The organism is Stenotrophomonas sp. 2201_Sma, assembly GCF_056486685.1.
Genome location: NZ_CM151329.1, coordinates 2,242,277 through 2,255,748, shown reverse-complemented (window position 1 = coordinate 2,255,748; position 13,472 = coordinate 2,242,277). Strand labels below are relative to the sequence as shown.

The 13,472-nt window shown below is 62.0% G+C and carries 16 protein-coding genes; 5 read left to right on the top strand and 11 right to left on the bottom strand.

Translation table 11 applies throughout. The annotated features are described in order from the left end of the window. The first annotated feature begins 11 nt into the window (after nt 1–11). Nucleotides 12–212 (top strand): hypothetical protein, encoded by a 201-nt coding sequence (locus ACZLIF_RS10550; protein WP_032966765.1) that lies wholly within the window; start codon nt 12–14, stop codon nt 210–212. Here the strand turns inward: ACZLIF_RS10550 and ACZLIF_RS10545 are convergent. The 8 genes from ACZLIF_RS10545 to merT all read right to left on the bottom strand — a co-directional run bounded on the left by ACZLIF_RS10545 (nt 209) and on the right by merT (nt 7,912). After that, entirely contained in the window at nt 209–3,175 is a 2,967-nt protein-coding gene (locus tag ACZLIF_RS10545; protein ID WP_128989310.1) for a Tn3-like element TnAs1 family transposase, read from the bottom strand. The two genes, ACZLIF_RS10550 and ACZLIF_RS10545, sit on opposite strands and share 4 nt — an antisense overlap. 3 nt (nt 3,176–3,178) lie before the next feature. Beyond that, nucleotides 3,179–3,739 carry a recombinase family protein gene (locus ACZLIF_RS10540; RefSeq protein ID WP_010921730.1) on the bottom strand — a complete coding sequence of 187 codons (561 nt, stop codon included), beginning with the start codon at nt 3,737–3,739 and terminating at the stop codon, nt 3,179–3,181. 175 nt (nt 3,740–3,914) lie between these two features. Further along, nucleotides 3,915–4,904, bottom strand: a complete 990-nt coding sequence (locus tag ACZLIF_RS10535) for a DUF3330 domain-containing protein (RefSeq protein WP_003132006.1) — start codon at nt 4,902–4,904, stop codon at nt 3,915–3,917. Then, nucleotides 4,901–5,137, bottom strand: a complete 237-nt coding sequence (gene merE / locus ACZLIF_RS10530; RefSeq protein WP_003132004.1) for a broad-spectrum mercury transporter MerE — start codon at nt 5,135–5,137, stop codon at nt 4,901–4,903. The genes ACZLIF_RS10535 and merE overlap by 4 nt, the downstream gene beginning before the upstream one ends. Beyond that, complete coding sequence (merD, locus tag ACZLIF_RS10525; RefSeq protein WP_000995360.1) at nt 5,134–5,499, bottom strand: mercury resistance co-regulator MerD; 366 nt, start codon at nt 5,497–5,499, stop codon at nt 5,134–5,136. The genes merE and merD overlap by 4 nt, the downstream gene beginning before the upstream one ends. 17 nt (nt 5,500–5,516) lie before the next feature. Then, nucleotides 5,517–7,202, bottom strand: a complete 1,686-nt coding sequence (merA, locus tag ACZLIF_RS10520) for a mercury(II) reductase (protein ID WP_003156770.1) — start codon at nt 7,200–7,202, stop codon at nt 5,517–5,519. Between the two features lie 71 nt (nt 7,203–7,273). Continuing rightward, entirely contained in the window at nt 7,274–7,549 is a 276-nt protein-coding gene (gene merP, locus ACZLIF_RS10515) for a mercury resistance system periplasmic binding protein MerP (protein WP_003131987.1), read from the bottom strand. A 12-nt stretch (nt 7,550–7,561) separates the two neighbouring features. Next, nucleotides 7,562–7,912: a mercuric ion transporter MerT gene (gene merT / locus ACZLIF_RS10510; protein ID WP_003131974.1), complete on the bottom strand. Its 351-nt coding sequence runs from the start codon at nt 7,910–7,912 to the stop codon at nt 7,562–7,564. 71 nt (nt 7,913–7,983) lie between these two features. Between merT and merR the strand changes: the two genes are divergently transcribed. The 3 genes from merR (at nt 7,984) to ACZLIF_RS10495 (ending at nt 11,648) form a co-directional block, all read left to right on the top strand. Beyond that, entirely contained in the window at nt 7,984–8,418 is a 435-nt protein-coding gene (gene merR, locus ACZLIF_RS10505; protein ID WP_005413387.1) for an Hg(II)-responsive transcriptional regulator, read from the top strand. 197 nt (nt 8,419–8,615) lie between these two features. Then, on the top strand, nt 8,616–8,987 hold the full coding sequence (locus ACZLIF_RS10500; RefSeq protein ID WP_021201824.1) for a hypothetical protein: 372 nt from the start codon (nt 8,616–8,618) through the stop codon (nt 8,985–8,987). A gap of 1,884 nt (nt 8,988–10,871) precedes the next feature. Beyond that, nucleotides 10,872–11,648: a hypothetical protein gene (locus tag ACZLIF_RS10495; protein WP_128988315.1), complete on the top strand. Its 777-nt coding sequence runs from the start codon at nt 10,872–10,874 to the stop codon at nt 11,646–11,648. Here the strand turns inward: ACZLIF_RS10495 and ACZLIF_RS10490 are convergent. Together ACZLIF_RS10490 and ACZLIF_RS10485 are read right to left on the bottom strand one after the other, a co-directional pair. Beyond that, entirely contained in the window at nt 11,645–11,971 is a 327-nt protein-coding gene (locus ACZLIF_RS10490; protein ID WP_323162603.1) for an HNH endonuclease, read from the bottom strand. The two genes, ACZLIF_RS10495 and ACZLIF_RS10490, sit on opposite strands and share 4 nt — an antisense overlap. 253 nt (nt 11,972–12,224) lie before the next feature. Continuing rightward, entirely contained in the window at nt 12,225–12,374 is a 150-nt protein-coding gene (locus ACZLIF_RS10485; RefSeq protein WP_324615445.1) for a hypothetical protein, read from the bottom strand. A gap of 394 nt (nt 12,375–12,768) precedes the next feature. Between ACZLIF_RS10485 and ACZLIF_RS10480 the strand changes: the two genes are divergently transcribed. After that, entirely contained in the window at nt 12,769–13,020 is a 252-nt protein-coding gene (locus ACZLIF_RS10480) for a DUF3653 domain-containing protein (protein ID WP_241685941.1), read from the top strand. A 30-nt stretch (nt 13,021–13,050) separates the two neighbouring features. On the opposite strand, the gene ACZLIF_RS10475 is transcribed toward ACZLIF_RS10480, so the two are convergent. Further along, the gene (locus ACZLIF_RS10475) at nt 13,051–13,422 is read right to left on the bottom strand and encodes a hypothetical protein (RefSeq protein WP_241685942.1); all 372 of its coding nucleotides are present in this window, start codon (nt 13,420–13,422) and stop codon (nt 13,051–13,053) included. Nucleotides 13,423–13,472: the final 50 nt, after the last annotated feature.

Here is a 13,472-nt window from a genome sequence, read left to right as displayed (position 1 = left end):
ACGATCCCGCAATGAGCATCCTCAACGTTCTCCTCACTCGTGACCACCTCGTCGTCGCAGCGGATACCCTGGCAGAGGATGCTCTCACAGGGGCGTATTCCGCGGGGGCAAAGCTGCTGCTGATCCCTCAGCACAACGTAGTGCTTGCTGCGCGCGGGTCTACGCAATTCTTCCTGGGGGGCTCGCAGAATTCGGAAAAAATCGTACGCTAAGGTTTTCCGGGCATCCGTAGGGGCCGAAACTTCCCGTCTTCCAGTCTGCGGCTCTGCCGCCAGACGTAATCGCCGGTGAGGTTGATGTGCTCCCAGCCCAGCGGCGACAGGAATTGCAGCAGCTCGCCGTCCACCGGCTTGCCGGCCTCGACCAACCCCTGGGTGGCGCGCTCCAGGTACACCGTGTTCCACAGCACGATAGCCGCCGTCACCAGGTTGAGGCCGCTGGCCCGGTAGCGCTGCTGCTCGAAGCTCCGATCCCTGATTTCCCCAAGGCGGTTGAAGAACACCGCCCTGGCCAGCGAGTTGCGCGCCTCACCTTTGTTCAGGCCGGCATGCACGCGGCGGCGCAGCTCAACACTTTGCAGCCAGTCTAGGATGAACAGCGTGCGTTCGATCCGGCCCAGCTCGCGCAGGGCCACGGCCAGGCCGTTCTGGCGCGGATAGCTGCCGAGCTTGCGCAGCATCAGCGAGGCAGTGACGGTGCCCTGTTTGATCGAGCTGGCCAGGCGCAGGATGTCGTCCCAATGGGCGCGGACGTGCTTGATGTTCAGGGTGCCGCCGATCAGCGGCCGCAGCGTCGGGTAGGTCTGCACGCCCTGCGGCACGTACAGCTTGGTTTCGCCGAGGTCGCGGATGCGCGGCGCGAAACGGAAGCCCAGCAGGTGCATCAGGGCGAAGACGTGATCGGTGAAGCCGGCCGTGTCGGTGTAGTGCTCCTCGATCCGCAGGTCGGACTCGTGGTACAGCAGGCCGTCGAGCACATAGGTGGAATCGCGCACGCCGACATTCACCACGCGGGTGCTGAACGGCGCGTACTGGTCGGAGATATGGGTGTAGAACAGCCGTCCCGGCTCACTGCCGTACTTCGGGTTGACGTGTCTGGTGCTCTCGCCCCGGCCGCCAGCCCGGAAACGCTGGCCATCGGAGGATGAGGTGGTGCCGTCGCCCCAGTGGGCGGCGAAGGCATGCTGGTACTGGTGGTTGACCAGCTCGGCCAGGGCCGCCGAATAGGTCTCGTCGCGGATGTGCCAGGCTTGCAGCCAGGACAGCTTGGCGTAGGTCAGACCGGGGCTCGACTCGGCCATCTTGGTCAGCCCGAGGTTGATCGCATCACCGAGGATCGCGGACAGCAGCAACGTCCGGTCTTTGGCCTCGGCCCCGTCCTTCAGGTGGGTGAAGTGGCGGCTGAAGCCCGTCCAGTCGTCCACGTCCATCAGCAGTTCGGTGATCTTGATGCGCGGCAGTAACTGACTGGTCTGGTCGATCAGCGCCTGCGCCCGATCCGGCACCGCCGCATCCAGCGGGGTGATCTTCAACCCGGACTCGGTGAGGATGGCATCGGGCAGCTCGTTGTCCTTGGCCAGGCGGGCGACAGTGGCCAACTGCTCGTCCAGCAGCTGCAAGCGCTCTTCCAGATACTGGTCGCTGTTCGGGTTGATCGCCAGCGGCAGGGCCTGTTCCCGCTTGAGCGCGGCGAACTTCTCGGCCGGCAGCAGGTAGTCGTCGAAGTCGCGGAACTGCCGCGAGCCCTTGACCCAGATGTCGCCGGAGCGCAGGGCGTTCTTCAGCTCGGACAGGGCGCAGATTTCGTAGAAGCGCCAGTCGAGGCCTTCCGGGGTGATCACCAGTGGCTTCCAGCGCGGCTTGATGAAGGCGGTGGGAGCATCGGCCGGCACCTTGCGCAGGTTGTCGGCGTTCATCTCGCGCAGCGTCTGCACGGCTGCCAGCACGCCCTGCGCGGCCGGGGCGGCGCGCAGCTCCAATACCTCCAGCAGAGCCGGCGTGTAGCGGCGCAGGGTGGCGAAGTTCTCGCCGACCAGGTGCAGGTGGTCGAAGCCCTCCGGCCGGGCCAGCAGCTCGGCTTCGCTGACGCTCTCGGTGAACTCGTCCCAGGGGATCACCGCCTCGATGGCGGCATAGGGGTCGCTGCCGGCTTCCTTGGCCTCCAGCAGCGCCTGGCCGATCTTGGAGTACAGGCGCACCTTGTCGTTGATCGCCTTGCCCTGCTTCTGGAACTGCTGCTGATGCTTGTGCTTCGCGCCGCTGAACAGCTTGACTAGGATGCGGTCGTGCAGATCCACCAGCTCATCAATCACGGTTGCAGTGCTCTCCAGCACCACGGCGGCCAGGGTCGCATAGCGCCGCTGCGGCTCGAACTTGCCGAGGTCTTTGGGCGTCATCTGCCCACCCTCGCGGGCCAGCTTGAGCAGGCGGTTCTGGTGGATGTGCCGGCCCAGGACTTCGGGCAAGTCCACCAGCTGAAATGTCTTCAGCCGCTCGATGTGCTCAAGCATGTGCCGAGAGTTGGGTTTCAGCGGTGCCTGGCGCAGCCAGGTCAACCAGGTGATGCTGCTGCCGGCCTTGAGCTTCAACAGCTCGTCCAGCTTGGCCCGATGCGAGTCCGTGAGCGGTTCAACCAGGGCGCGGTAGACCCGCCGATTGGCCCGTGCAATGGCCTCCGAGCAAGCCCGGTCGATCACGCTCAACGCCGGCAGGATGCGTCGCTTCTGCCGCAGGCTCTCCAGCGCCTGGCCGGCCAGCAGCAAGCCCTTGTCGGTCTGCTGGGCCAGTTCGGTCAGCTCGCGCACCAGGGCGCGGAAGTCGGACAGGCCGAACGGGGCCAGTTGAAGGTAGGTGCGCAGTTCCTGGGCGTGCTCGCGACGGGTCACATCGCGCTCGCCGTACTTCGTCCAACTCGCCGGATCGGTCTGGACTTGCTTGGCCACCCACAGGATGACCGGTTCGGGCAGCTCGCTGTCAGTGCCCAACGCATAGCCGGGGTAGCGCAGCAGGCAGAGTTGCACGGCGAAGCCGAGGCGGTTGGCGTCGCCGCGCCGCTGACGGATCAGCGACAGGTCGGAGTCGTTGAAGGTGTAGTAGCGGATCAGGTCATCCTGGCTTTCTGGCAACGCGAGCAGGGTGCCCCGCTCCGTGGCCGAGAGGATCAAGCGACGCGGCATGTGTCAGTCGTCCGTGCGGAGGTACTGGTAGAGGGTTTCCCGGCTGATGTTGAACTCGCGGGCAAGCTGCGCCTTGGGCTCGCCGGCCGTCGCTCGCTGCCGCAGGGTAGCAGCCTGCTCATCGGACAGGGCTTTCTTGCGGCCCCGGTACGCGCCACGCTGCTTGGCCAAGGTGATGCCCTCACGCTGCCGCTCGCGGATCAGGGCGCGCTCGAACTCAGCGAAGGCCCCCATCACCGACAGCATCAGGTTGGCCATCGGCGAGTCCTCGCCAGTGAACACCAGGCCCTCCTTCAGGAACTCGATGCGCACGCCGCGTTGAGTCAGCTTCTGTACCAAGCGACGCAGGTCATCGAGGTTGCGGGCCAGCCGGTCCATGCTGTGCACCACCACTGTATCGCCTTCGCGGACGAAGCTCAGCAGCGCTTCGAGCTGGGGGCGCTGGGTGTCCTTGCCCGATGCCTTGTCGGTGAACACCTTGCTCACCTGTGTCTGTTCCAGCTGGCGTTCCGGGTTCTGGTCGAAGCTGCTGACCCGGACGTAGCCGATGCGGTGCCCCTGCACGATGTCTCCTTGGTTGAAGGCGGCTTAAGTGCTCCTTCTGTTCCGTTGTGCCTCAAACCCCGTTTCTGTCAGGCTGAAATCTATGACCTTCGCAGGCATGTGTCAAAAAATGCGAAAGATGACTCTATTCTGACTAAGCGGCGCGGCCCTGCCTGACATCCAGTTAGGGTATGCCTCAATCTGACGGTAGCGAGTCGCAGGCGTTCGGATCGGCATCGGTTTCGTTCCCTGTCTTGGCACGCGCTTCGAAGCGTTGATAACACTCCAACCCGCAGAAGTGCTCGACGTATTCCGCGCCTTCCGGGGTGAAGGCGGCATCGAGCGGGATTTCCTTGCAGCACACGCAGCAACTGGTGGTGGTCGAGTCACTTGCATTCATGGTGGCACCCCTCCATTGACTGACGAAGACGGCGAATGCCGCCGCCGGCATTGGCTTCGCGAACAGGAAGCCTTGTCCTGTGTCGCAGTCCGCTTGTCGCAATAGATCAAGACTCGCCGATGTTTCCACGCCTTCAGCCACCACATCCATGCCCAGCCCGTGCGCAAGCTGAATCACGGTGTGCACGATGGTTTGGTCGCGGCGGTCGTTGGCGAGCCCGGCGACAAACGATTGGTCGATCTTGAGCGTGCTGATTGGGCAGCACTTCAGATGTTGCAGACAGGAATACCCCGTCCCGAAGTCATCGGCGGCGAAGCGCACACCGATCTGCCGCAAGGCGTCCAGGGCGGGGAAGATCGCCGGATCACCAAACGCGACCGATTCGGTCAGCTCGATTTCGAGATACTCGGCGGGCAACTCGGCATCAGCCAGCACGCCCTTTACCCACCCGTCGAAGTCCGGTCCCACTTGGCTCGCCGAAACATTGACGGCCAGCCGGAACGGTCGCCATGCCAGCATTCGCCAGTCACGCATCTGGCGGCAGGCTTCGCCCAGCACCCAAGCGCCGATTTCAGGCATCAGGCCGGACGATTCGACCACGGGCAGGAACTGGCCCGGTGGCAATAGTCCAAGCGTCGGATGACGCCAGCGCAACAGGGCTTCCGCGCCGACAATCCCACCACTGCGCAGATCGACGACGGGCTGGTAGTGCAGTTCAAGCTGCCCGCGCTCGACCGCTTGGGCCAGTTCCGGCGTCGTCCATCCATCCGGCCGGAAAGCGCTCATTCTCTTTCCCTGAATGCCCGCAACGCCCGCGACAGGGACAGAAGGAACAGGCCGGTCAAACCGAGCGCCGCGATGACCCAATGCTCGCCGAGGAAAGCACCGGCGGTTGTGCCGGCCAGCACGACAGCGAGGATGGGCAGGTGGCAGGGGCAAGTCAGCACAGCCAGTCCGCCCCACAGGTAGCCGGTGATCGGTTTGTGCGTCTCGGACGGCAAGCGCTCGGGGTTGTTCATGGCAGACTCTCCGCGTGCTGTGCCGGCTCGGTCGGCAGGGTGGCCAACTGCACTTCCAGATCGGCCAACGCTTCGCGCCGACGCTCGACGAACTGACGCAGCAGGGCAAGCTGCGCGGCCGCTTCGTCGCCGTCCGCCGCATCCAGCGCCCGGCACAGCCGCGCCAGCGCGTCGAGGCCGATGCCCGCCTCGAAGGCCGCCCGCACGAAGCACAGCCGTTGCAAGGCGGCGTCATCGAACAAGCCGTAGCCGCCTGGTGTGCACGCCACCGGGCGCAGCAATCCGCGCAGCAGGTAGTCGCGCACGATATGCACGCTCACCCCGGCATCAAGAGCCAGCCGGGACACCGTGTAGGCGTTCATTGAACACCTCCTTTTTCTCACCCGGCGCAGCAGGAAAGCTGCTTCACATCCTTGTTGAAGGTCTGCGCCGCGAGCTTCAACCCCTCGACCATCGTCAGGTAGGGGAACAACTGGTCGGCCAGTTCCTGCACCGTCATGCGGTTGCGAATGGCCAGAGCCGCCGTCTGGATCAGTTCACCCGCTTCCGGCGCGACCGCCTGTACGCCGATCAGCCGATGGCTGCCTTCCTCGATAACCAACTTGATGAAGCCGCGTGTGTCGAAGTTGGCGAGCGCACGCGGCACGTTGTCCAAGGTCAAGGTGCGGCTGTCGGTCTCGATCCCGTCGTGGTGGGCTTCCGCCTCGCTGTAGCCCACGGTCGCCACTTGCGGATCGGTGAACACCACGGCCGGCATTGCGGTCAGGTCGAGCGCCGCATCGCCGCCGGTCATGTTGATCGCGGCACGGGTGCCGGCCGCTGCCGCCACATAGACGAACTGCGGCTGGTCGGTGCAGTCGCCGGCCGCGTAGATGTTCGGGTTGCTCGTGCGCATGCCTTGGTCGATGACGATGGCACCTTGCGCATTGACAGTGACCCCCGCTGCGTCCAGCGCGAGGCTGCGCGTGTTCGGTGTCCGACCGGTGGCAACCAGCAGTTTGTCGGCGCGCAATTCACCGTGCGTGGTGGTCAGCACGAATTCACCGTCCATATGGGCGACCTGGCTGGCTTGCGTGTGCTCCAGCACCTCGATGCCCTCGGCACGGAAAGCGGCTGTCACCGCCTCGCCGATGGCCGGGTCTTCACGGAAGAACAAGGTATTGCGCGCCAGGACCGTGACCTTGCTGCCCAGCCGGGCAAAGGCTTGCGCCAGCTCCAGCGCCACCACCGACGAGCCGATTACGGCAAGGCGTTCGGGAATGGTGTCGCTCGCCAGGGCCTCGGTGGAAGTCCAGTAGGGTGACTCTTTCAAGCCCGGAATCGGCGGGACCGCCGGGCTGGCACCCGTGGCGACCAGGCAGCGGTCGAACATCACGACGCGCTCGCCACCCTCGTTCAAACGGACGGTAAGGCTCTGGTCGTCCTTGAAGCGCGCCTCACCGTGCACAACGGTGATGGCCGGATTACCGCCCAGGATGCCTTCGTACTTGGCGTGCCGCAGTTCGTCGACGCGGGCCTGCTGCTGGGCCAGCAGCTTACTGCGGTCAATCGTAGGCACAGTTGCCGCAATACCGCCATCGAACGGGCTTTCCCGGCGCAGATGGGCGATGTGGGCGGCGCGGATCATGATCTTGGACGGCACACAGCCGACATTGACGCAGGTGCCGCCGATGGTGCCGCGCTCGATCAGCGTGACCTGCGCGCCTTGCTCGACGGCCTTCAGCGCCGCCGCCATCGCGGCTCCACCGCTGCCAATGACCGCTACCTGCACCGGGGGCTCGTTGCCACTGTGCTTTTCGGCGGCGGCCATCCATCCCCGCACCTTGTCGAGCAGTCCGACGCGGTTGTCCGCCAGTGGCGCATCGGCTAGCGTTGCCTTGTAGCCCAGTCCGGCCACGGCGGCAGTCAGCGCGTCCGGCGATGTGCCCGGCACGATGGCGAGTTGCGCTGTGCCCTTCGGATAGGACACCAGCGCCGACTGCACGCCTGGCACTTTTTCCAGCGCTTCCTTGACGTGCGCCGCGCACGAGTCGCAAGTCATGCCGGTGATTTTTAGATGGGTCATGCAACAGATCCTTTATCGTTTGTGGCGCCAGACAATGACGTCCGTTGTGCTGCGGTGCCGTTTTCAGTGACTCACTGCTTGACGCTGGACGGATAGCCCGCGTCTGCGGTTGCCTTGGTCAGCTTCTGCACGCTGGTCTTGGCATCGTCGAAGGTGACGACCGCTTGGCGTGTCTCGAAAGTCACGTCAACTTTGCTGACGCCTTCGACCTTGGAAATCGCCTTCTTGACAGTGATCGGGCAGGCGGAGCAGGTCATGCCCGGTACGGACAGCGTGACGGTCTGGGTGGCGGCCCAGACGGGGGCAACAACGGCGGCGAGGGCGAGGGAGGCAAACAGTTTCTTCATGGTGAACTCCGATCAGTAGAAAAATGGCATGACGTAGGGAAATCCGAGCGCGACCAGAACCAGCGCGGCCACGATCCAGAAAATGAGCTTGTAAGTAGCTCGCACTTGGGGAATCGCGCAGACCTCACCCGGTTTGCAGGCCGCTGCCTGCCGGTAGATGCGCCGCCAGGCGAAGAACAACGCCACCAGCGCCACGCCGATAAAGATGGGGCGATAGGGTTCCAACACCGCCAAGTTGCCGATCCAAGCGCCGCTGAACCCCAAGGCGATCAGAACCAACGGCCCGAGGCAGCAAGCCGAGGCGAGGATGGCGGCAAGCCCTCCAGTGAAGAGCGCGCCGCGCCCGGTTTTTGGTTCAGACATGCGCTTGTCCTTTCGAATTGAAATTGGATAGCGTAACCTTACTTCCGTACTCATGTACGGAGTCAAGCGATATGGAAAACAATTTGGAGAACCTGACCATTGGCGTTTTCGCCAAGGCGGCCGGGGTCAATGTGGAGACCATCCGTTTCTATCAGCGCAAGGGCTTGTTGCTGGAGCCTGACAAGCCCTATGGCAGCATCCGCCGCTATGGCGAGGCGAATGTAACGCGGGTGCGCTTCGTGAAATCAGCCCAGCGGCTGGGCTTCAGCCTGGATGAGATCGCCGAGCTGCTGCGGCTGGAGGATGGCACCCATTGCGAGGAAGCCAGCAGTCTGGCCGAGCACAAGCTCAAGGACGTGCGCGAGAAAATGGCTGACCTGGCGCGCATGGAGGCCGTGCTGTCTGAGTTGGTGCGCGCCTGCCATGCGCGAAGGGGGAACGTTTCCTGCCCGCTGATCGCGTCACTACAGGGTGGAGCAAGCTTGGCAGGTTCGGCTATGCCTTAGCGTGCTTTATTTTCCGTTTTCTGAGACGACCCCTTAGAAAGCCTAGTCAAAGAGCTGTCACGAGAACACCGTTAGCTTAGCGTACGATTTTTTCCGAATTCTGCGGTTCCCCCTTCCTCCGCATCTACGAGCTTGCACTGCAGGCCAGCTTCCGCGCAGATTTCACAATAGAACAGCTATCTGCCGAGCTAGGGCTGGTGGTGGACCAACTCTGGCCGAACTTTGAGAAAGCGGTTAGCGAAGCGGGATTGCCGATCGAGCAACTCGGGACCGAGTTGGTGCTTGGTGGATGGTCGTTGAAGAACGGCCGGATGATGGCCACGGCGTATGCGAAGAGTGACAGCCGGCGCCCTTGCGTTGTCCAGCCGATCGGGGGGCAGATGGCGTCGCCGGGCGAACCGCTCCAGGCCGCGACCCCTAGCATGGCCCAGGTGGATCTGCTGGCCCATGCGCGTCTCCAGGTCAGCTACCTCAATGGGCAATTGGGCCGGAAAGTAGCAGGAGGTCGACTGCTAGTTGGGTTTCTGCAGAAGGGGCAAGCCCTGCTCAAGGATCTAGGAGAGATCTAGGTCGCGGGAGTCAAATACGCTAGGGGCTGAAATCGAAGTTCAGGTCTGGCCCTAAGGCAGAAGGCCAAAGCAGACCAAGGTCGTCCGTGGATTTGGGATGTTTATCGAGGGCAGGGTGGATGTCCGCTTCTGGCCGGAAGCGGACATTGGGCGGCGACCGGCCCGGTGATGGCATCCGCCTTCGACCCAAAGCGGGCATCGTTCTCGACACACCTGAGTTGATCCGTACTCCAAAGCCTGTTTCCGCTACCCCTTGTAGTGCTCGACGTAGAGCCCCAAAGCTGCCAACGACGCATACACGGCGGACCCAGCGTTGGTCGCGTACAAGGCAAAGGGAACCGGAGGATCGCAGGGAACTGTTGCGATGAACCACGGAGCTGAGCTCGTCAAGCTCGTCCTAGGTGATGTGAGGAATCCTAGCTCCCTACGCATACCTAGCGCCTCGCGGACGTACGCCTTGTTCCAGCCGCCAGTCTTGCACGAGACCCCAAGAAGTAACTCCGTAAATGCGGGATAGCGACGGGTCTTAATCGGACGATATACACCGACGTCAATCTCGTGACGGTCAGCCGCTTTGACCACCGTCGTGCCTTTCCAGCTATGGCTTAGTGTGGTGACCTGCACTGAAATCCTAATCTCGAGCTTCTCAGTAGACGTAGATCCACTGATGTAATCGTGATCCGGATGGTTTGCTTTGCATGGAGATCCTCCAAACGTCAGGACGCCTGCCATCTTGGGGGTACACGTGAGCTTGTAGCCCGCACTATCGATGATTCGCAGAAGCCTAAGCAGCACCCGAAGTTCGTAAGCCTTTCCTTGCGCGTAGGGAGACCCGCTCGCCTTAGCACGCGAAATGGCTGCTTTCACAGCGTTGAGGATTGCTAACTTACTGATCGTCACAGTCGCGGTCCTCGTGGCGCGTGTTCCTCGCGAGGGTCGTCCGGTGGCAGATATCGAGCGATATAGGCCTCAAGATCTGCCTGCTCGTGATCCGTCAAACGCTGGGGTGATACAGTTGGTAGATGTGACCGGATTGAGCGAACTCGGCGACCTTCTGGTGTCTCAACAGTGTAATGAACGTCCTCCAGTCCGGTGAGACCTTGGACCAGCTTCCCGATCTCACCCAAGGTTTGCGAGAGGGCGTCTTGGGTCGTCACAGGTCTAAAATCGAGAACCGCCGCAAGTGCGGCTGCAGCTTGTGCATTCGTGTCGTCCTCGTAATCAGACATCGCCTGAACAATCGCGGAGCGAAGCGATCTAACAATTTGTGGATCAAGCTCAGACGCAAGGGCTAGCGCCTTCCCTATCTCCCTAATTACCTCTTCACCACCTTGATCTTCTGCCATTCACAACTCCACAGCTGTAGACATTAACGGGCCGCGCGGGATGAACCGCCCGGATTCTCTAAATTCAATTGCCGAAGGTTGCCGTTGGCAATGTTCCTTAAGAGTAAGGCACAGTGCGGTTTGGTTCCATAAGCGGATCGCGCTGGCTGTATCCCGAAGTGTGCGATGACGCCGAAGCTGGATAGTGTCGCTGAATTGGACCATCAGGCACTTAGGTCTGAGCCCTGATACAGATTGATGATATGACTCCAAGTCGCGTACGGGCTGCGAAGAGCACCGGCTACTTTGGTCCGCTTCTGACCGAAAGCGGACATTCGTTTAACCAAGGGTGAAGGAAACTTTTAGGGCCAGGATGGACTTCAACTCTCTCGTTCGCTCGCTTCTATCCGATGCGAAGATGCGCCGTAACAAGCCTCTGCGAGACTAGTGCGCGAGCCAGGTCGCTGACATTGCTCCATGGCCTATGACGTGCCCCGCACCCGCTGGTCAAATGGAACCGCCCTCGGCACCATGGGCACGACCATCTAAGGAGTTCTTCATGCTCTACCAAGATAAGTACGTCGCCTTCATCGACATGCTCGGGTTCTCCGCACTTGTCCAAGAGTCGGCAGCCGACATGAGCAAGCTTGATGAAATAGCAGAGGCCATCGACAGACTAAAGAACACAGCGTGCTGCAACCCAGCAACAGCACTTTTGTTCACTTACTTCAGCGACTGCATCGTCATATCAAGCAGCCGCTCTCCTGCTGGCCTTGCCGACATCCTGAGCTGCATCAGAATGTTGGCCGAGAACCTGCTAGTGGTTGATATATTGATACGTGGAGGGCTCACAGTTGGAAGCATTCATCATGATTCTCAGATGATCTTCGGACCGGCGATGCTGGACGCCTATCGCATGGAATGTAAGGAAGCACGCAATCCCATGGTGCTCGTGAGCGAAGAGGTGCGATCGGATGCTCGCGCTGCGGGGTTAAGCAACCTGTTGACGTGGGATGACGAAGAGCCAGACCGCCACTATGTCCACTATCTGATCTCGTACAGCGCTTATGACTCTAATCCAAGGGCGGGCGTCGTGATTCTCGATAGCCAGGCCGCTCTCATCCGGCATTTCATCGCCAAGAGGCTGCTAGGCGCTCCGGGTAAGATCCTGGATAAAGCCGAGTGGATGGAACGATATTGGAACGAGAAGGTGGCGACAGGTGGAATTCTCGGACGTGTTGACAGGGTCGCAGACCTTGTTAGGCCCAATGCGCGACCATTTCGCAGCAGACTCGCCGTTCTAGCACCGCAACCGGGCGCCACTAGTGTGGACTAGCGAATCAGGCAAGCAGCTGCCGATTCCTTGCAAAGATTCAATTCAATTGGCCATACGGAAGCACGTGCAATCCCTGATGGCAGTCGGGACCACCATCTCCCCATTGCCAGCCGCGTCTGAACCAGCGCCCGGAACGCTTCAGCGGAAGGGGCTGGTCCCTTCCGCTGGTGCCTGCCCTGGTTGCACCGGCTATGCGCGGCCACCACGTTCCCGGACACGTCTCTGCCCCCGTCCTGTTGGGCCACCAGGTGCTCGGCGGTGCATTGAAAGGCTCGGGCCTTACTGGCCTTCAGCCCGAGCTCTGAGGGTGCAGTGAGCCACATCGGCAGGCCGCAATAGAAGCAACGGCCCGATTGGGCGTAGAAGGCAGAAGTGCGAAGGGATCTGCGGCGTTTGGCGGTCATGGATGGCTCCGGAATCGAAGGATTCCCGTGCCCCCATTGGGTGGACCTCGGGCACCCGGAGCCTATTGGCTATGCGGGCACAACACCGGCGCTTTATAGCGACTGGCTAAGGCGTTATAGCTCAGCGCTTGAGCCGCTACAAGGCCCAGATGCCGACCAGAACGGGAGGGAGTCACCGACGCCCAGTTAAGGTCAAAGCTTGGTCAGGGGGCGAGCGACGCGCTTGAGCAGGTGGAGCGGGGCGTGGCGCGTCACCCAGGGAAGTCGCGGTGTTGTAGTCCTGCTCAACCCGCTGAACTGTTCGCACGTTCAGGCCCGAGATCTCGTCTAATTGTTCTTGCGACCAATGTCGCGACTGGCGGAACTGGGAAGTGCAGGCGACAAGCTCTGACCGATCAGGTGCGCAGTTGGGAACTCAAGGGCGAGCTGGATGTGGAGCCAGAAATCGAGGGCGTCTTAGGTGCGGATCCAGGAATCAAGGGCATCTTTGGGGGAGATCTGGAAATCGCGGGCGTCCTTGTGGGGAAATACGGGCGGACAGCTGTGGGATCTGGGGCGTTTCCGTTGTGGCAGTCACCAGAGCCGGAGCCATTGCCAAGCCGAGCCTAGGAACCGGATCAGGCCAGACATAGCATTTCGCATAATGTATATTATGTTCAGAGCGTCCCGGCACGTGTCTTGCCGCATCCCGGCTCCCACTCTGACATCGAGCCAAGATGATGCGTGATCGGAAACTCACCGGTGCTTGGGCCGGCTTCTCGTTCAAGAGTGGCCGACTGGTCACGCCTGAGGGTCGTGAACTGCTCCCTGAGGACTTGGCGTGGCTTTCCCTGCTGGCCGCTCAGGCCCAGGAATGGCGCCGCCTGATGGAGACCTCACAAGCCCGCCAGAAACGTCCATTTGGTCGGGCCGTCATCATTGATCTGGCCGAGGCGATCCGTCGCCGGGCCCGCCGCTCGCCGGAATGACCGTCAGCCTGGCCGCTGATGCCTGCTCTGCTATTCACGACAGCGCAGCCATTCGCCCTTTGCGTTGCGCAGCTGCTCCCAGCCGTTGCTCAATCGCCGCATTGCGGTCCCACCCATGCAGGCAGCGCCCAACTGCTTTGCCTCCGCGCTGCCGTAAGCCGGCATGTGCACAATCTCGCTCGACGGCGTCGGTATGCCTTGGCGACGCGCCTCGCCCTGGATCAACGCCCGCTCAATGTCCGTGCAATAGCGCCGCACACGCGGATCGATGTGCTGCTGGCATCTGAGTGGTTCAGCGCCGAGATTGCTCGCCTTTGGCGGCGATGGCGTCTGCCTGGGCAGCGGCTGCGGACCCGTCGCAGAGCGAATGGCCTGCGCGTGCGACGCGGTTGCCAGCAGCAACTCCGTCAGCAGATATTACACAGCGGCCGTGATGCGTCACGATAATTGGA

Coding starts and splice junctions, on each gene's coding strand:
- ACZLIF_RS10550 (WP_032966765.1), top strand. CDS start 12: ATGAGCATCCTCAACGTTCTCCTCACTCGTGACCACCTCGTCGTCGCA.
- ACZLIF_RS10545 (WP_128989310.1), bottom strand. CDS start 3,175: ATGCCGCGTCGCTTGATCCTCTCGGCCACGGAGCGGGGCACCCTGCTC.
- ACZLIF_RS10535 (WP_003132006.1), bottom strand. CDS start 4,904: ATGAGCGCTTTCCGGCCGGATGGATGGACGACGCCGGAACTGGCCCAA.
- merE (WP_003132004.1), bottom strand. CDS start 5,137: ATGAACAACCCCGAGCGCTTGCCGTCCGAGACGCACAAACCGATCACC.
- merD (WP_000995360.1), bottom strand. CDS start 5,499: ATGAACGCCTACACGGTGTCCCGGCTGGCTCTTGATGCCGGGGTGAGC.
- merA (WP_003156770.1), bottom strand. CDS start 7,202: ATGACCCATCTAAAAATCACCGGCATGACTTGCGACTCGTGCGCGGCG.
- merP (WP_003131987.1), bottom strand. CDS start 7,549: ATGAAGAAACTGTTTGCCTCCCTCGCCCTCGCCGCCGTTGTTGCCCCC.
- merT (WP_003131974.1), bottom strand. CDS start 7,912: ATGTCTGAACCAAAAACCGGGCGCGGCGCGCTCTTCACTGGAGGGCTT.
- merR (WP_005413387.1), top strand. CDS start 7,984: ATGGAAAACAATTTGGAGAACCTGACCATTGGCGTTTTCGCCAAGGCG.
- ACZLIF_RS10495 (WP_128988315.1), top strand. CDS start 10,872: ATGCTCTACCAAGATAAGTACGTCGCCTTCATCGACATGCTCGGGTTC.
- ACZLIF_RS10490 (WP_323162603.1), bottom strand. CDS start 11,971: ATGTGGCTCACTGCACCCTCAGAGCTCGGGCTGAAGGCCAGTAAGGCC.
- ACZLIF_RS10480 (WP_241685941.1), top strand. CDS start 12,769: ATGATGCGTGATCGGAAACTCACCGGTGCTTGGGCCGGCTTCTCGTTC.